The sequence below is a fragment of the Actinomyces sp. oral taxon 180 str. F0310 genome (assembly GCF_000185285.1).
Classification (GTDB): domain Bacteria; phylum Actinomycetota; class Actinomycetes; order Actinomycetales; family Actinomycetaceae; genus Pauljensenia.
This window is the reverse complement of the sequence record NZ_GL622194.1, coordinates 137923-155366: the sequence shown is the minus strand read 5'-3', so window position 1 is coordinate 155366 and position 17444 is coordinate 137923. Positions and strand designations below refer to the sequence as shown.

At 65.5% G+C, this 17444-nt stretch carries 14 protein-coding genes and 1 tRNA gene; 12 read left to right on the top strand and 3 right to left on the bottom strand.

Features of this window, described 5'->3' with window-relative positions; translation table 11 throughout:
• Positions 1-49: 49 nt before the first annotated feature.
• The 6 genes from trpC (at position 50) to HMPREF9006_RS00685 (ending at position 5958) form a co-directional block, all read left to right on the top strand.
• Positions 50-898: an indole-3-glycerol phosphate synthase TrpC gene (gene trpC, locus HMPREF9006_RS00710; protein WP_009211606.1), complete on the top strand. Its 849-nt coding sequence runs from the start codon at positions 50-52 to the stop codon at positions 896-898.
• Entirely contained in the window at positions 898-2193 is a 1296-nt protein-coding gene (trpB, locus tag HMPREF9006_RS00705) for a tryptophan synthase subunit beta (RefSeq protein ID WP_009211605.1), read from the top strand. The genes trpC and trpB overlap by 1 nt, the downstream gene beginning before the upstream one ends.
• Before the next feature lies 1 nt (position 2194).
• Positions 2195-3004: a tryptophan synthase subunit alpha gene (trpA, locus tag HMPREF9006_RS00700; RefSeq protein WP_009211604.1), complete on the top strand. Its 810-nt coding sequence runs from the start codon at positions 2195-2197 to the stop codon at positions 3002-3004.
• A complete protein-coding gene (gene lgt, locus HMPREF9006_RS00695; protein WP_009211603.1) occupies positions 3001-3930 on the top strand; it encodes a prolipoprotein diacylglyceryl transferase in 930 nt (309 codons plus the stop codon). Before trpA ends, lgt begins: the two co-directional genes overlap by 4 nt.
• A 126-nt stretch (positions 3931-4056) precedes the next feature.
• Complete coding sequence (gene pyk, locus HMPREF9006_RS00690; protein ID WP_009211602.1) at positions 4057-5505, top strand: pyruvate kinase; 1449 nt, start codon at positions 4057-4059, stop codon at positions 5503-5505.
• Positions 5506-5742: 237 nt separating this feature from the next.
• A complete protein-coding gene (locus tag HMPREF9006_RS00685; protein ID WP_009211601.1) occupies positions 5743-5958 on the top strand; it encodes a hypothetical protein in 216 nt (71 codons plus the stop codon).
• A gap of 129 nt (positions 5959-6087) precedes the next feature.
• Here HMPREF9006_RS00685 and HMPREF9006_RS00680 read toward each other — a convergent pair.
• Positions 6088-6164: transfer RNA gene (locus HMPREF9006_RS00680), tRNA-Leu, on the bottom strand.
• A gap of 64 nt (positions 6165-6228) precedes the next feature.
• On the opposite strand from HMPREF9006_RS00680, the gene HMPREF9006_RS00675 reads away from it, so the two are divergent.
• On the top strand, positions 6229-6819 hold the full coding sequence (locus tag HMPREF9006_RS00675; protein WP_009211600.1) for an ANTAR domain-containing response regulator: 591 nt from the start codon (positions 6229-6231) through the stop codon (positions 6817-6819).
• 77 nt (positions 6820-6896) lie between these two features.
• Here HMPREF9006_RS00675 and HMPREF9006_RS00670 read toward each other — a convergent pair whose 3' ends face one another.
• Positions 6897-7373 carry a PaaI family thioesterase gene (locus HMPREF9006_RS00670; protein ID WP_009211599.1) on the bottom strand — a complete coding sequence of 159 codons (477 nt, stop codon included), beginning with the start codon at positions 7371-7373 and terminating at the stop codon, positions 6897-6899.
• On the opposite strand from HMPREF9006_RS00670, the gene polA reads away from it, so the two are divergent.
• Both polA and rpsA read left to right on the top strand, forming a co-directional pair.
• Positions 7372-10095, top strand: coding sequence for a DNA polymerase I (gene polA, locus HMPREF9006_RS00665; RefSeq protein ID WP_193389655.1), 2724 nt, complete (start codon positions 7372-7374; stop codon positions 10093-10095). The genes HMPREF9006_RS00670 and polA overlap by 2 nt on opposite strands.
• 168 nt (positions 10096-10263) lie before the next feature.
• Complete coding sequence (gene rpsA / locus HMPREF9006_RS00660) at positions 10264-11700, top strand: 30S ribosomal protein S1 (protein ID WP_009211597.1); 1437 nt, start codon at positions 10264-10266, stop codon at positions 11698-11700.
• 179 nt (positions 11701-11879) lie between these two features.
• On the opposite strand, the gene brnQ is transcribed toward rpsA, so the two are convergent.
• Positions 11880-13229: a branched-chain amino acid transport system II carrier protein gene (gene brnQ / locus HMPREF9006_RS00655; protein ID WP_009211596.1), complete on the bottom strand. Its 1350-nt coding sequence runs from the start codon at positions 13227-13229 to the stop codon at positions 11880-11882.
• A 154-nt stretch (positions 13230-13383) separates the two neighbouring features.
• Here brnQ and coaE point away from each other — a divergent pair, with 154 nt between their 5' ends.
• The 3 genes from coaE to HMPREF9006_RS00640 all read left to right on the top strand — a co-directional run bounded on the left by coaE (position 13384) and on the right by HMPREF9006_RS00640 (position 17429).
• Positions 13384-14010 carry a dephospho-CoA kinase gene (gene coaE, locus HMPREF9006_RS00650; protein WP_009211595.1) on the top strand — a complete coding sequence of 209 codons (627 nt, stop codon included), beginning with the start codon at positions 13384-13386 and terminating at the stop codon, positions 14008-14010.
• An 82-nt stretch (positions 14011-14092) separates the two neighbouring features.
• Complete coding sequence (gene uvrB / locus HMPREF9006_RS00645) at positions 14093-16183, top strand: excinuclease ABC subunit UvrB (protein WP_009211594.1); 2091 nt, start codon at positions 14093-14095, stop codon at positions 16181-16183.
• Between the two features lie 238 nt (positions 16184-16421).
• Entirely contained in the window at positions 16422-17429 is a 1008-nt protein-coding gene (locus HMPREF9006_RS00640; protein WP_009211593.1) for a TerC family protein, read from the top strand.
• The last annotated feature ends 15 nt before the right edge of the window (positions 17430-17444 follow it).

Here is a 17444-nt window from a genome sequence, read left to right as displayed (position 1 = left end):
TCGCTAGCCTTGTCTGTGTTGTCGTAGTTGCTGGTGAAAGGGTAGCGTCGTGAGCGTTCTCAATGACATCATTGTGGGGGTCCGCGAGGATCTGAAAGAGCGCGAGGATCGCCTCCCCCTGAGCAGCCTCAAGGAGATCGAGGCGACCGTTCCCGAGGCGAAGGATGCGCTGGGTGCACTGCGTGGCCGCGACGGCGCCGTCAAGATCATCTCCGAGGTCAAGCGCTCCTCGCCGTCGAAGGGAAGGCTCGCGGCGATTCCCGATCCCGCTGCCCTCGCATCCCTGTACGAGGCCGGGGGTGCCTCGGTCGTCTCCGTTCTGACGGAGCAACGCCGCTTCGGCGGATCCCTCGCCGATCTTGACGCCGTCCGCGCGGCCGTGGACATTCCCGTACTGCGCAAGGACTTCATCGTCACGCCCTACCAGATTCACGAGGCGCGCGCTCACGGCGCCGACCTTGTCCTGCTAATCGTCGCAGCGCTCGAACAGAACGTGCTCGTCTCGCTCCTGGAACGCACGCGCTCGCTTGGCATGGAAGCTCTCGTCGAAACCCATTCGCGTTTGGAGGCACTGCGCGCGCTCGATGCGGGAGCCTCGATTATCGGTGTCAACGCCCGCAACCTGAAGACCCTCGAGGTTGATCGTTCCACCGTTGAGCAGGTCATCGACGTGATTCCTCAGGAGGTCGTGGCCGTCGCGGAGTCGGGTGTGGCCACCGCGCACGACGTCTTCGAGTACGCGAAGTGGGGGGCGGACGCGGTGCTCGTGGGGGAGGCGCTCGTGACCTCCGGTGATCCGCGCTCAAGCATTCAGGACATGGTGAGCGCCGGGCAGCACCCCGCCCTGCGAACGGATCGCAAGGCGCGCGTCGCTGCGGCGCGTCAGGAAGGACAGTGATGGAAGCCGATAACTTCGTGTCGGGGCCGTACTTCGGGGACTTTGGCGGGCGTTTCGTTGCGGAGTCGCTCATGGGTCCCCTCGAGGAGGTCGAGGTGGCGTGGAAGCGCCTGTGGCGCGATCGGTCCTTTCAGCGTCGGCTTCGTGACCTCCTGGCGAACTACGCGGGTCGGCCCTCGCTGCTGACCGAAGCGCCCCGCTTTGCCTCGGATCTGGGCGGGGTCCGGGTGTTCCTCAAGCGCGAGGATCTCAACCACACCGGCTCGCACAAGATCAACAACGTTCTCGGCCAGGCCCTGCTGACCAAGGAGATCGGAAAGACGCGCGTCATCGCTGAGACAGGCGCCGGACAGCACGGCGTTGCCACCGCCACGGCTGCTGCCCTCCTCGGGCTCGAATGCACGATCTACATGGGGCGCGAGGACACGGAGCGGCAGGCGCTGAACGTTGCGCGCATGCAGATGCTCGGGGCGGAGGTCATCGCCGTGACCGCCGGATCAGCGACCCTCAAAGACGCCATCAACGAGGCATTCCGGGACTGGGTGACCAACGCGGAGACGACCAACTACATTTTCGGAACGGCCGCGGGGCCGCACCCCTTCCCGGAGCTGGTGCGCGACCTACAGCGCGTCATCGGCGACGAGGCTCGCGCTCAGCTTCTCGCCACCGAGGGGCGCCTGCCCGACGTCGTGGTTGCATGCGTGGGTGGCGGATCCAACGCGATCGGCTCCTTCACTGCTTTCATCGACGATCCGAGCGTTGAACTGCTGGGGTGTGAGGCTGCCGGTGATGGCTTCGAGACGGGACGCCACGCCGCCTCGATTACGGCCGATCAGGTCGGGGTTTTGCACGGCTCGCGCACGTTCGTTCTGCAGGAACGCGACGGACAAACCAAGGCGTCACACTCCATTTCTGCCGGCCTGGACTACCCGGGGGTTGGACCCCAGCACGCGTGGTTGGCGCGTTCGGGCCGTGCGTCCTATATCCCGGTCTCGGATGCCGAGGCCATGGACGCCTTCCTGAGGCTGTCGCGCTCCGAGGGCATCATCCCGGCCATCGAGTCCTCGCACGCCCTGGCGGGCGTACGCAGGTGGGCCCTCGAACGGGTCGAGGCCGCAGGTCCCTTCCATCCCGGCGAGGAACCGATCGCTATCGTGACGGTGTCGGGGCGCGGCGACAAGGACGTGGACACCGCCGCACGCTGGTTTGGCTACGGGCGCGCGAAGCTGCAGATCATCGACCCGAGCGCGGGACCGACCGGCGTCGCCGTGCTTGAGAGCGAAGAGGAGAAGTAACATGACGCGAGCACCTCGTTCGTCCGCGGTCATTGACGCGGCGAAGGAGCGCGGCGATGCCGCTCTCATCGGCTACCTTCCCGTCGGCTTCCCGTCGGTTGATGCCTCGATCCACGCGGGGAAGGTCCTGGCGGACAACGGCGTCGACGTGATCGAGCTGGGCTTCCCCTATTCCGATCCGGGCATGGATGGGCCAACGATTCAGCGGGCGAGTGTCGCGGCGCTGGAGCGTGGCACGCACATTGAGGACCTGTTTCACGCCGTTGATGAACTCACCAGCTACGGCGTGGCCACGTGCGTCATGACCTACTGGAACCCCGTCGAATGGTGGGGCGTCGAACGCTTCGCCGCCGACCTGGCTGCGGTCGGAGGCTCCGGTCTCATCACGCCGGACCTGCCTCCGGAGGAGGGGACGCAGTGGGAGGCGGCCTCCGATGCTCACGACTTGGAGCGCATCTACCTGAGCGCGCCCTCCTCGCCTTCCCATCGCCTCCGCCTGATCGCTGAGCATTCGCGCGGATGGGTCTACGCCGCCTCGTCGATGGGGGTGACCGGCGCCCGCGCCTCGGTCGGGGCGCACACCGCCGACGTGGTGGCCCGCACGCGGCAAGCCGGCGCAACGCGGGTGTGCGTCGGGCTGGGCGTCTCCAACGGTTCCCAAGCCCGCGAGATCGGGGCGTACGCTGATGGCGTGATCGTCGGTTCGGCCCTCGTCAAGACTCTGTTCGACGACGACGGTGAGCGAGGCCTGCGTGCCCTCGGGGGGCTGGCACGCGAGCTGGCGTCGGGCGTGAAGGGAGCGCGCGCGTGAACCTCCTGGCCGCCTCGGGCATTCCCTCCCCGTCGACGGGCGTGTGGTACCTCGGTCCGATTCCCCTGCGGGCATACGGGATCGTCATCGCGGTCGGCATGATCGTCGGCGTGTGGTGGACGGCGCGACGCTATCGCGCGCGCGGCGGCGATCCGGACGTCCTCTACGACGTGGCCATGTGGGCGATCCCGATCGGGATCATCGGGGCACGCCTCTACCACGTGATCACGTCACCGGAGGCATACTTCGGGCCGGGTGGCGACCCGTGGCTCATCCCCCAGATCTGGCGCGGCGGATTGGGGATCTGGGGAGGCGTCGGCGCCGGGGCGCTGGGTGCGTTCCTCGCCGTCAAGCGCGCCGGCGTGCGCTTCGGCCCCATTGCCGACTCGCTCGCCCCCGCACTCCTGGTCGCCCAGGCGATCGGCCGTTGGGGGAATTGGTTCAATCAGGAGCTCTTCGGTGGCCCGACGACGCTTCCGTGGGGGCTGCAGATTGACGCCGCCCACCTGCCCGCCGGCTACGCTCCCGGGACCCTCTTTCATCCCGCCTTCCTTTACGAGTGCCTGTGGAACCTTGCGGCCGCTGCGCTGATCGTGTGGCTTGATCGGCGCCGCCGCTTCGCGGGCGGGCAGGTCTTCGGCCTTTACCTCATGGCCTACACCCTCGGGCGAGCCTGGATCGAGATGCTACGCATTGACGATGCCCACACGTTTGGTGGCCTGCGCCTGAACGTGTGGACTTCTCTCCTCGTCTTCGCTGTCGGGGCTGTGCTCTTCGTTATTGCCGGGCGTCTGGGTAGGTCGAGTCGCGTCGAGGCACCCGCGGGGGAGAGGAATGAGCAGGACGAAAACGGCGAGGAGAACTGCGTGAACGAGGAGGCTCAGGCCTCCTCGGACGGTGCCCGGCAGGAGCAAGACAGCGAGTAGGCGAGCGCAGGTTGGCCACTCATGGAAGTCGAAGGTCCCGGAATCTGATGGTTCATGGGAATCATCACGCCGACCCGTGGGAGCGCCCCCGCGAGCGTTTGAGGTCTGGGCGCTAGAATCGATACTATGCGTCGAGCTAAAATTGTCTGCACCATTGGACCTGCCACCGATTCCCCCGAGCAGCTCCAGGCGCTCGTTGATGCCGGAATGGATGTTGCGCGCATCAACCGGTCGCACGGAAAAGCCGAGGAGCATGAGGCTGTCATCTCGCGAGTTCGGAAGGCGTCCGCGACATCGGGCCGCGCCGTTGCAGTCCTCGTTGACCTTCAAGGACCCAAGATTCGGCTGGAGACCTTCCAGGACGGGCCCCAGGAACTCAAGGCGGGGGATACCTTCACGATCACAATCCGCGACGTTCCCGGCACCAAGGAACTGGTGGGAACGACGTTCAAGGGCCTGCCCGGCGACTGTGCACCCGGCGACCGCCTGCTGATCGACGACGGAAACGTCGCGGTGCGCGTGGTTGAGGTCAGCGACACCGACGTCGTCACCCGCGTTGAGGTCCCCGGAGTCGTCTCCGATCACAAGGGACTGAACCTGCCGGGCGTCGCGGTTTCCGTGCCCGCCCTGTCGGAGAAGGACAAGGAGGACCTTCGCTGGGCCATTCAGATGGACGCTGACTTCATCGCCCTGTCCTTCGTTCGCTCCGCCCACGACATCGACGACGTTCACGAGATTATGGACGAGATGGGCAAGCGAATCCCCGTCATCGCCAAGATCGAGAAGCCTCAGGCCGTGGAAGCGCTCGAAGAGATCGTTGAGGCCTTCGATGGCATCATGGTCGCCCGTGGCGACCTCGGCGTCGAGATGCCCCTCGAGGCCGTGCCGCTCGTCCAAAAGCGTGCGATCGAGCTGGCGCGGATCGCGGCGAAGCCCGTCATCGTTGCCACCCAGGTCATGGATTCGATGATCAAGAATCCGCGCCCGACCCGCGCCGAGGCCTCGGACTGTGCGAACGCGATCCTTGATGGTGCGGATGCCGTCATGTTGTCCGGCGAAACGTCGGTGGGCGCCTACCCGATTGAGACCGTCCGCACGATGGCGGCGATCATTGAGTCCACGGAAGAGAACGGCGGGGAGCGCATCGCGTCGATCCCGGGCTATTTCGCTTCCGATCGCGCGGGTGTCATCTGTGATGCCGCCGCGCGCATCGCCGAACACATGGACGCCCGCTACCTCGTGACTTTCACGCAGTCGGGCACCTCGGCGCGCCTCCTGTCGCGCATGCGACGCCCGATTCCCATGCTCGCCTTCACTCCTTTGGAAACGACGCGTCGCCGCCTCGCTCTGTCGTGGGGCATCCAGACATACCGGGTGCCCGAGGTTCAGCACACGGACGACATGGTCTGGCAGCTTGACCAGGTGGTGCAGTCCTCTCGCCTTGCCGACATCGGTGAGCAGCTCGTCATCGTCGCCGGCATGCCGCCGGGCATCCCTGGGTCGTCGAACATGCTGCGTATTCACGAGGTTGGCGACGAAGCAGATTACGCGATCGGCGGTCTGCGTCACGCGTGAGAGCAGCATTCGGGGGTGTCGGCGGGAGTCGGCACCCCCGCTCATTGTTGCGTTGACGAGGCTCGTGTGGACAAACCTGCACGGATGGAATAATGTACACGGATACACGTTGATACGTGTGGACGTCGCCCCAACGACGGAGCGACGCTGCAGCAGGTTGCTGCCCGGTGCGCTTCAGGGATGCCTGTGCGATCCAAGCACATTCCCCGGCGCGCCAGTGAGATAGATGGAGGAGAAATGAATAGGGATATTCGGACCGTGTCGGTCCACGACACGCTGTTTGGTCGTGTGGCCAACAACCTGGAGGTTGCTCAGCTCTCTTCGGCCGTCGGGCCCTGGTTTGCTGACTGTCACGATTCGAGGGTCAAGCAGGCGATTGCCGACCTTGACGAGCCTGCCCTGAGGGGCGCGGCAGCCGAGTACCTCGGCCTCGAACTGAGCGTCGTGGCCTGAATAGCGGAAGGGGGGCGACAAGCAATGCTTGCCGCCCCCTCGTCCATTCCCAGACACGCCGATCTCTGAGCGGACCGTGCATCGCGTTTGCGCGGGATTACCGGTACCATGGGAAACGTACTCCAGTGGTGGTACCCCGAGTGGGATTCGAACCCACAACAAGCCGGGTTTGAGCCGACCGCCTCTGCCAGTTGGGCTATCGGGGCATTCGCGTGTGCGAGACCCACAATAGAGCAGCTGGGCAAACCGATCAAACTGAGGAATATGACAATGAGTGAAGAGCAGGCTGAACCGCGTCGCGTCCTCGTCGCGGAGGACGAGGGGCTGATCCGTCTCGATATCGTTGAGACGCTCACCCAGGCGGGGTTTGAAGTCGTCGGCGAAGCGGCCGACGGTGAGGAAGCCGTCGAGCTGGCGTTGGAGCTCGAACCAGACCTGTGTGTGATGGATGTCAAGATGCCGAAGATGGATGGCATCACCGCGGCGGAGAAGATTCTGCAGGAGCTGTCGTGCGCGGTTGTCATGCTGACGGCATTCTCGCAGACTGAGCTTGTCGAGCGTGCCCGCGACGCCGGCGCGATGGCCTACGTGGTCAAGCCCTTTAGCCCCTCCGACCTGATTCCCGCCGTCGAGATTGCCCTCTCGCGTCACGCGGAGATCGAGTCGCTCGAGGATCAGATCGCCGATCTGAGCGATCGTTTTGAGACGCGCAAGCGGGTTGACCGGGCGAAGGGTCTGCTCATGAAGAACATGGGTATGAGCGAACCCGAGGCTTTCCGCTGGATCCAGAAGACCTCGATGGATCGGCGCCTGTCGATGCGGGAGGTGGCCGACGCGGTCATCAACCAGGTTGACGACTGAATCGTGGATGCGGTGGCGGGCAGGAGCGGGGTGCTCCTGCCCGCCACCGCATTCGTGGGCTGCGCGTGTGCGCGCACCTACTTGTGACGTGGGCGCACCAGGATTCGATTGGTGACCCGCGCGACCGAGATGAGCCTGTCGGCCTCGTCGCGAATCTCAACGGTGTGCACCGTGGAGGAACGGCCGAGGTGGACCGCGGTCGCGGTCGCCGTGACGGTCCCCTCGCGGCCGGCGCCGATGTGGGACGCATTCAGCTCGGTGCCCACGGCGAAGGCCGGCTTACCGGGGTTGGTCTCGCGGGCATGAATCTGTGCCGCGAAGGAGGCGGCCGTCTCAGCCAGCGCCGCGGAAGCGCCGCCGTGCAGGATCCCGGCGCTCTGCCGGTTGCCGTCAATGGGCATCGAGATGACGGTGCGCGCGGCCGTGTGTTCAAGCACTTCCATGCCCGTGGCCTCCATGAGGGTGCCCGGCCAGTGGGCCCCCACCCACCCGCCGTGAGCGAGAGGATCGGGTGATGCGCCGTGGGCGTGTGTCGTCTGGTCAAGGTGTGTCATGGCATCTAGGGTGTCATGTGTGAGCGATACCGTGCTGATTATTGATGGTCATTCGATGGCGTTTCGCGCCTTCTATGCGCTTCCGCCCGAAAACTTCGTGACGGCCACCGGCCAGCATACGAACGCGGTTTACGGCTTCGTATCAATGCTCGCCAGGTTGCTCGAGACAGAGAAGCCGACCCATGTCGCCGTGGCATTCGATGTGTCCAGGCACTCATTCCGCACCGAGGAGTACCCGGAATACAAGGGAACCCGGGATGCGACGCCGGAAGAGTTTAAGGGGCAGGTGGAACTCATACGCGAGGTCTTGGACGCGATGGGGATCGTGGCGCTGTCTCGAGAGGGATTCGAGGCCGACGACATCCTGGCGACGCTGGCCTACCAAGCAGGTCACGAGGGTGCTTCGGTGCTGGTCGTCTCCGGCGACCGCGACACCTTCCAAACGGTGACCCAGAACGTCACCGTGCTCTACCCGGGGACAGGGCCCGGGGACCTGCGGCGCATGACTCCCGAAGCCATCGAGGCCAAGTATGGGGTGCCTCCGCATCGCTACCCCGAGATCGCGGCGATCGTCGGCGAGACCTCCGACAACCTGCCGGGCGTGCCCGGGGTCGGCCCCAAGACCGCGGCCCAGTGGATCAATCGCTTCGATGGCCTCGACAACCTCCTGGAACGCGCTCACGAAATCGGGGGCAAGCGCGGGGCTGCCCTGCGCGAGCACACGGATGACGTCGTGCGCAACCGACGCTTGAACAGGCTCGTCACGGACATGGACCTCGGCCTGACTCGCGCCGATCTGGTGCGGCGCGCCACCGATGTCGCGGCGGTCGATCGTCTCTTTGATGCGCTTGAGTTTGGTCGGCTGCGCGCCAAGGTGCGCGAGGTGTCGGGCGTCGGCATGGGACAAGGCGAGCCGGAGGAGGCCACGGACGCCGTTGCCGAGGAGCAGCAGGTCGACGTTTGCCTCGCTGATCCGTCGAGCGACGTGAGCCGGTGGCTGAACGAGCGTGCCCGCCTCGCCCTCCTGGTCGAGGGCGACATGCGACCGACCCGCGGCGAGGTGACGCGCCTCGTATTCGCCACCGACAAGCAGGCCCTCGTCCTCGACCCGACTGAGCTCACCCCCGCACAGGACCGAGCCGTTGCCGAGGCGCTGGCCTCAACCCGGCTGGTTGTCCACGACGCCAAGGGAGTTCGCCACGCGCTTGCGTCGCGAGGCTGGACCCTCGGGGAGGTTGCCTTCGACACGATGCTCGCGGCCTATCTTGCTCACCCGGACCAACGCTCTCACAAGCTCACGGACGTCGTGGCGCGCATCCTCGGCATCGAGGTGAGCGAGGCGGCGGATGAGGGAGCGCTCTTCGACATGGACGAGAGCGAGGAGGGCCCCACGGGCGCCGAAATGCGAGCCGGCCGCATCGCCGCTCAACTGATCCCGCTCGCTGAGCGGTTGCGCCGCACGCTCGAGGAAAGCAAGGAGCTGGGCCTCCTGAGCGATATGGAGATGCCGCTGGCCCGGCTCCTGGGGGACATGGAGGCAACCGGGATCGGCGTGGACACCGGGGTGCTGAGCGACCTCTCGGCAGAACTCGGCGCAGACGTCGAGAAGGCGCGCCGCGGGGCCTGGGAGGCCGCCGGACGCGAGGTGAACCTATCGAGCCCGAAACAGCTTCAAGAGCTTCTCTTCGACCACTTCGCGCTGCCCAAGACCAAGAAAACGAAGACCGGCTACACAACGAACGCCGAGGCCCTCGCCGACCTGTGGGCGAAGACCGAGGCCAGCGGGGGAGCGGGGCACCGCTTCCTCGGCTACCTGCTCGCCCACCGCGACCGCATCAAGCTCAAGCAGATGGTCGACTCCCTAATTGCCACCGTCGGTGCCGACGAGCGCATCCACACGACCTTCTCGCAGGTTGCCGCCGCGACCGGCCGCCTGGCCTCCTCGGACCCGAATCTGCAGAACATTCCCGCGCGCAGCCCCGACGGCATGCGCATTCGCGGAGCCTTCACTCCCGGGCCGGGCTACGCCTCGCTCATGAGCGCCGACTACTCTCAGATCGAAATGCGACTCATGGCGCACCTGTCGGGCGACGAGGCTCTCATCGAGGCTTTTAACTCGGGCGAGGACCTGCACAGGACCATGGCCTCCATGGTCTTCGGTACGCCGGTCGAGCAGGTGAGCGGGGAGGAACGTTCTCGGATCAAGGCCACCTCCTACGGCCTTGCCTATGGGCTCTCCTCCTATGGCCTGGCCGCCCAGCTCGGCATCGCGGTCCCGGAGGCCGCCGCTTTGCGCGACCGATACTTCGAACGCTTCGGGAAGGTGCGCGACTATCTTGAGGGCCTGGTCGCACAGGCCCGAGCCGACGGGTACACCGAGACGATGTTCGGACGACGCCGCTACCTCCCGGACCTGCGGTCGTCGAATCGGCAGCGACGTGAGATGGCCGAGCGTGCGGCCCTGAACGCACCCATTCAGGGAAGCGCCGCCGACATCGTCAAGATCGCGATGATGAACGTGGCGTCGGCGCTGGCAAACGAGGGACTTGCCACGAGGCTCCTCGTGCAGATCCACGACGAACTACTCCTCGAGATCGCCCCGGGTGAAGCCGATGTGGCGGAGAAGCTGGTGCGCGAGCGCATGGAAGGGGCCGTCGCCCTCTCGGTGCCGCTCGACGTGGCCGTCGGTGTCGGAGCGTCGTGGCAGCTGGCTGCCCACTAGGGTGAACTTCGCGACGCACGCCACGTAAAGTGGCGCTAAATTCGTCACATTTGCCGCGTTGAAACTGCTAGACTGGGCGGCAGTGCCTGTGGGACGGGTGCATCCGCACGCGACCGGGGCGCTGGAACTGTCCATCTACTATCCATTCCGTTTCGGAGAAACTACTACATGACCACCAACACGCCGCAGGTCGCTATCAACGACATTGGTTCGGAAGCAGACCTGATCGCAGCCATTGACGAGACCATCAAGTACTTCAACGATGGCGACATCGTCGAGGGCACTGTCGTCAAGGTCGACCACGACGAGGTCCTCCTTGACATCGGCTACAAGACCGAGGGTGTCATCCTCTCTCGCGAGCTCTCGATCAAGCATGACGTCAACCCCGAGGACGTCGTCGCCGTGGGCGACCAGATCGAGGCGCTCGTCCTCCAGAAGGAAGACAAGGAAGGTCGCCTCCTCCTGTCGAAGAAGCGTGCGCAGTACGAGCGTGCGTGGGGCAAGATCGAGAAGGTCAAGGAAGAGGACGGCGTCGTGACCGGCACCGTCATCGAGGTCGTCAAGGGCGGCCTGATCCTCGATATCGGCCTGCGCGGCTTCCTGCCCGCCTCCCTCGTCGAGATGCGTCGCGTCCGCGACCTCGCCCCCTACATCGGCCGCGAGATCGAGGCGAAGATCATCGAACTCGACAAGAACCGCAACAACGTGGTCCTGTCCCGCCGCGCGTGGCTCGAGCAGACCCAGTCCGAGGTCCGCACGAACTTCCTGCACACCCTGCAGAAGGGCCAGGTGCGTTCCGGCGTTGTCTCCTCCATCGTCAACTTCGGCGCCTTCGTTGATCTGGGCGGGGTGGACGGCCTGGTTCACGTCTCCGAGCTTTCTTGGAAGCACATTGATCACCCGTCCGAGGTCGTCGAGGTCGGCAACGAGGTCACGGTCGAGGTTCTCGACGTCGACATGGATCGCGAGCGCGTCTCCCTGTCGCTGAAGGCCACCCAGGAAGACCCGTGGCAGGCATTCGCCCGCACGCACGCCATCGGCCAGGTTGTGCCCGGCAAGGTCACCAAGCTCGTCCCCTTCGGCGCGTTCGTGCGAGTCGAGGACGGCATCGAGGGCCTCGTGCACATCTCCGAGCTGGCTCAGCGTCACGTCGAGCTGCCGGACCAGGTCGTCAAGGTCGGCGAAGAGGTCTTCGTCAAGGTCATCGACATCGACCTGGAGCGCCGCCGCATCTCGCTGTCCCTCAAGCAGGCCAACGAGGGCGTGGATCCGAACTCCGACGAGTTCGATCCGTCGCTGTACGGTATGGCCGCCGAGTACGACGAGAACGGCAACTACAAGTACCCTGAGGGCTTCGATCCCGAGACCCAGGAGTGGATGGAAGGCTTCGACGCTCAGCGCGAGGCATGGGAGGCCCAGTACGCCGAGGCTCAGGCCCGCTGGGAGGCCCACAAGGCTCAGGTTCGCAAGGCCCTCGAAGAGGACGCCGAAGCGGCTCCCTCCATCGAGGAGCAGGCCTCCTACTCGACCCCGGTCGACAACGAGGGCACCCTGGCTTCCGACGAGGCCCTCGCCGCGCTGCGTGAGAAGCTGACGAACAACTGAGCCGGTCTGTCAGACGACCTTCAACTTCTCAGTTCACGACAGTGAACGCATAAGTGGTGGCTCCCGGGTTTTCCTGGGGGCCACCACTCATATCCCCGTACATTTCCCCGTACATTGGGGACGTGCAGTTCCCCATGTGCGAGGCGCAAAGCCGAGCGGGCCACCAGCGGATGCGTCGCTCAGGCAGCCGTGTGCCTCATCGCAGCCACGTCGATGCACGCACCGATCAGCGCAGCGATGAGCGTGGGGAGGATCCAGCCGAGCTGGTTCGCTTGAAGTGGGCTCCACATGAGAACGGAGCTAATTCCCTCCGTGGCGACACCGACGTGCGCGAGCGTCGTCGCCGCCGACCACGCCGCCGCCATCCACGACCCCAGACGGAAGGTCCACAGTGCCGGGGTGGTCAGGCGCAGCGGATGGGTCGCGATCGTTATGAACACGACGGTGATTGCGATGGGGTACAGGAACGTGATGATCGGTACCGCGATGGCGAGCACCGAGTCAAGTCCGGCGGAGGCCAGCGCGAAGGAGATGATCGTGAAGACGATCATCCACGTGCGGTAGGAGATGGCCGGGCGCAGGCGGTGGAAGAACTCCGACGTCGCCGTGATCAAGCCGACCGCCGTCGTCATGCATGCCGTCAGCACGATGAGCCCGAAAACGATCTGTCCGGGCCAACCCATCGTCATCTGGGCGGCGTCGGCGAGGAGGGTGGCGCCGTCGCCGTAGCTCTGGGCATTGGGGATGACGTGGCCGATGAGACCCAGGCCCACGTACACGACGGCGAGCAGCGACCCAGCGATGATGGCCGCCGTGGAGGTGCGTCGCACGACCTTCGCGCCGATGCCGCCGCCCGTGTGCCCGAGCGACGTAACGACGATGATGCCGAAGGCTAGGGCGGCGATCGAGTCCATCGTCATGTATCCCTCCAACAGGCCGGCGGCCAGGGGAGTAGCCGAATACTCTCCGGTGGGGGCGTCGTGGGAGGCAGGCAGGGACGCGAGGCACAAGAAGACCAGGAGGACGAGGAGGCCGAGCAGGATGGGGGTAAGGACCTTGCCGAGGCTGTCGATGATTGTGCCAGGATTCCAGCATAGGTAGAAGGCGACGCCAAAGAAGACAAGGCTGAAGAGGATCGACGCGGTCAGTGACTTCGTGCCGATGATGGGTGCGACCGCCGTTGAAAAGGACACGGCGCCGGTACGCGGCAGCGCATAGAAGGCGCCGATCGAGAGGTAGACCATGACGGAGAAGACGAGACCGAAGGACTTTCCCGCACGGTTGACGAGGTCGCGCATGTCGGTGCCCGACAGGGCGATCGTGATGATCGAGATGACGGGCAGGGCGACGCCACCGATGAGGAAGCCGGTCATGGCGGGCGCGACGTTCGTGCCTGCCGACGCGCCCATGATCGGCGGGAAGATCAGGTTACCCGCGCCGAAGAACATCGAGAACAGGGTCAGTGAGGTCGCAATGAGGACGGCGCTGCTTGATCGTTGCCCGGAGGCGTCGTTGACTGTCTGAGGCACTGCTACTCGCTCGTTGGTGTCGGGATGAACAGTGCCATTGTGTCACGGGGGTGTGCACACGCAACACGTCAGCGGCTAGGGTGGAGACGTGAACGATACCCTGACCTGCGGTGGCTGCGCCGCCCGCCTGCTTCGCCCCACCCGGAAACGCCGGGTGAACGGGCCGGCTCGAGTGGTTGCCGTCAGCGGCGGAATAGGGTCGGGCAAGTCGACGCTGACGCGCGTCCTGGCGTCGCTCGGTGGTTTCGTTGCCGATGCGGACGCTATCGCTCGGGACGTTCTCGCGCCGGGAAGCGAGACCCTGGAGCGAGTGGCACGCCGCTTCGGGCGCGATCTGATTCTTCCCGATGGGAGCCTTGATCGCGCGCTCCTTGCTTCCCGTGTCTTCTCCCCCGAGGAGGGTGAGGCTCGGGTGGAGGAGCTCAACGCCATCACGCACCCTGTGATCGGAGAACGTGCCAGGCAGATCCTCGGAAGTGCTCCGGACGGCTCGCTCGCCGTCTACGACGTGCCGCTGCTCGTTGCGCCCGAAGACGCCGGCCGCTTCGACGCGGTCATCATGATCGACGCGCCCGAGGACGTGAGGGTTGTGCGCCTGGCGGGACGGGGGGTGAGGCCCGAGGATGCGCGCGCTCGCATTCGCGCCCAGGCCTCGTCCGATCGTAGGCGAGCCATTGCCTCGATCTGGATCGACAACGAGGGAAGCGCCGCCGACCTCGCAAAGGTCGCTCGCCTCGTCCACGACCGCTGGCTGATGCCCGACGCGCCGGCTGTTGAGTGAGGAGGCCGGGGAGCTCCACGCTCGCCGCGAACCCTGCCGCCTTATGCGGGCGCTCGACGTGCCAGGGAGGTAGCGTTGGGGCGTGAGCACTAACGTCGTGACGCGCCAGAACAAGCCCTTCGAGGTCATTTCCCCTTACACGCCGTCGGGCGATCAACCCAAGGCAATCCGCGAGCTGGCCGCGCGCATCCGCGACGGCGAACAGGACGTCGTCCTCATGGGCGCGACGGGCACGGGAAAGAGCGCCACCACGGCGTGGCTCATCGAGGAGCTGCAGCGCCCGGCGCTCATCCTGGAACCCAACAAGACCCTCGCCGCGCAGCTCGCGGCCGAGTTCCGTGCGCTCCTGCCGAGCAATGCCGTCGAGTACTTCGTGTCCTACTACGACTACTACCAGCCCGAGGCGTACGTGCCGCAGACGGACACGTTCATCGAGAAGGATTCCTCCATCAACGACGAGGTGGAACGCCTGCGTCACAGCGCCACCAACTCCCTGCTCACCAGGAGAGACACGGTCGTCGTCTCCTCGGTCTCGTGCATCTACGGTCTGGGAACACCCGAAGAGTACGTGGCGCGAATGATCGAGCTGAGCCGTGGCATGGTCGTGGATCGCGACGCCCTGCTCCGCAGGTTCGTCGCCATGCAGTACGTGCGCAACGACATGGCCTTCACGCGCGGCACCTTCCGCGTGCGCGGTGACACGATCGAGATCATTCCCGTCTACGAGGAACTCGCCATTCGCATCGAGATGTTCGGCGACGAGATCGACTCCCTCGCCGTGCTCCACCCGCTCACCGGTGACGTCATCTCCGAGGTCGAGCACACCTACCTCTTCCCCGCATCCCACTACGTGGCGGGTGAGGAACGCATGAAGAAGGCCATCGCCTCCATCGAGGACGAGCTCGAGGAACGCCTGGCGTGGCTGCACGCCCAGAACAAGCTGGTCGAGGAACAACGCCTGCGCATGCGCACCACCTTCGATCTGGAGATGCTCAAGGAGATCGGATCGTGCTCGGGGGTCGAAAACTACTCACGGCACATCGACGGGCGAGGTCCCGGAACACCCCCGCACACGCTTCTCGACTACTTCCCCGAGGACTTCCTCCTCATCATTGACGAGTCCCACGTGACCGTCCCGCAGATCGGCGCGATGTTCGAAGGAGACATGTCCCGCAAGCGAACCCTCGTCGACTACGGTTTCCGCCTGCCCTCCGCGATGGACAACCGTCCGCTGAAGTGGGACGAGTTCACCGCGCGCATCGGCCAGACCGTCTACCTGTCCGCGACGCCGGGTCCCTACGAGCTTGACCGCTCCGACGGGGTGGTCGAGCAGATCATCCGACCCACGGGCCTCGTCGACCCGCTTGTCGTCGTCAAGCCGACGCAGGGACAGATCGACGACCTCCTCGAACAGGTGCGCCTGCGCGTCGAACGCGACGAGCGCGTCCTCGTGACGACCCTGACCAAGAAGATGGCCGAGGAACTCACCACCTACCTTGCCGAGCGGGGAGTCAAGGTCGAGTACCTGCACTCCGACGTCGACACGCTGCGCCGCGTGGAGCTGCTGCGCGAGCTGCGCCTGGGCACCTTTGACGTCCTCGTCGGCATCAACCTCCTGCGCGAGGGCCTGGACCTGCCCGAGGTCTCGCTCGTCTCCATTCTCGACGCCGACAAGGAGGGTTTCCTGCGCTCCACCCGTTCCCTCATCCAGACGATCGGCCGCGCCGCGCGAAACGTGTCCGGAGAAGTCCACATGTATGCCGACAACATCACCGACTCGATGCGCGAGGCCATCTCCGAGACGATGCGCCGCCGCGAGATCCAGATTGCCTACAACGAGGAACACGGGATCGACCCGCAGCCCCTGCGCAAGAAGATCTCCGACGTGACTGACATGCTCGCCCGAGAACAGGTGGACACCCAAACCCTGCTCGAAGGCGGCTACCGCAAGGAGAAGAGCGCGAAGGAGCGCGGCGAATCCCGCGCGGTAGGCGCCGGGGGCGCGCACAGCCTGGGTGCGCGTGCCGAATCGGAGCTGGCCGACCTCATCGAAGAACTCTCCGCGCAGATGATGACGGCGGCGGAGCACCTGCAATTCGAGGTGGCCGCCCGCCTGCGCGACGAGATCGAGGACCTGAAGAAGGAACTGCGCGCCATGAAGCGCGCGCACTAGGGCGTGCGGGGGCCGATGCCTCGTCATTCGTCCGACGCGACCGATGACACTCGCGACGAACTGGGCGCGGGCCCCGAGACCCGACTAGGATGGAGGCGTTAGCGGAGGGGAGTACTCACACCAACAGTGGCGTCGTCACCACGACGGCCAGCCCTCGGGGCGTGGCCTCCGGCGTCACCGGCCAGAACACTGGCGGGAGGAGACCTCCGGTACCCGACTCGTACCGGAGGCCCCACGTATGCACGTGCACGCGCTCGCCTGGATCATCCTCGCAGCCATTATTGTCACCATGATCGTTGTCGACATCGTCGGCCACGTCCGTACCCCCCACGAACCCACGCTCAAGGAAGCCGCATCCTGGTCGATCGCCTACATCGTGATCGCCCTCGTCTTCGGCGCCATCGTGTGGGCGGTCTGGGGACCCCAGTACGGGCAGGAGTATCTGGGCGGATACATCACGGAGAAGGCCCTGAGCATCGACAACCTCTTCGTCTTCGTCATCATCTTGTCCACCTTCCGTGTCCCGCGCAAGAACCAGCAGGAGGTCCTGCTGGCGGGCATCGTCATCGCCCTGATCCTGCGTCTGCTCTTCATCCTCGCCGGCGCCGCCCTCATCGAGAACTTCTCCTGGGTGTTCTACATCTTCGGCCTGTGGCTGGCGTGGACTGCGATAAGCCAGGTCCGCGAGGGCGCGGGGAATGAGGACGACGAGGAGGAGTACCGCCCGCCGTCGATCGTGCGCGCGGTGTCGCGGATTGTGCCCGTCACCGACGGATTCGTCGGATCCCGGATACTCTATCGCCACGGCGGGCGCACCTACATCACGCCGCTCCTCCTGTGCGTTCTGGCCATCGGCACGGCCGACGTGATGTTCGCGGTCGACTCGATCCCCGCGATCTACTCGCTCACCTCCGAGGCATACCTCGTGTTCGCCGCCAACGCGTTCTCCCTGCTCGGGCTGCGCCAGCTGTACTTCCTCATCGACGGCCTGCTCGACCGCATCGTGTTCCTGCACTACGGGCTGGCCGCGATCCTCGGATTCATCGGCTTCAAGCTCATCAACCACGCGCTGCACACGAACGAGCTGTTCTTCATCAACGGGGGCCGCGAGGTCGCGATTGTGCCGGAGCCGGGCATCGCCTTCTCCCTGGGCTTCATCGTCGTGACGATCCTCATCACGGTCGCGGCATCCCTTCTCGTCTCCCGGGCGCGCGGTGGTGAGGATGCCCCAGCGCGGGGGCGCTAAAATACCACGGTCGGC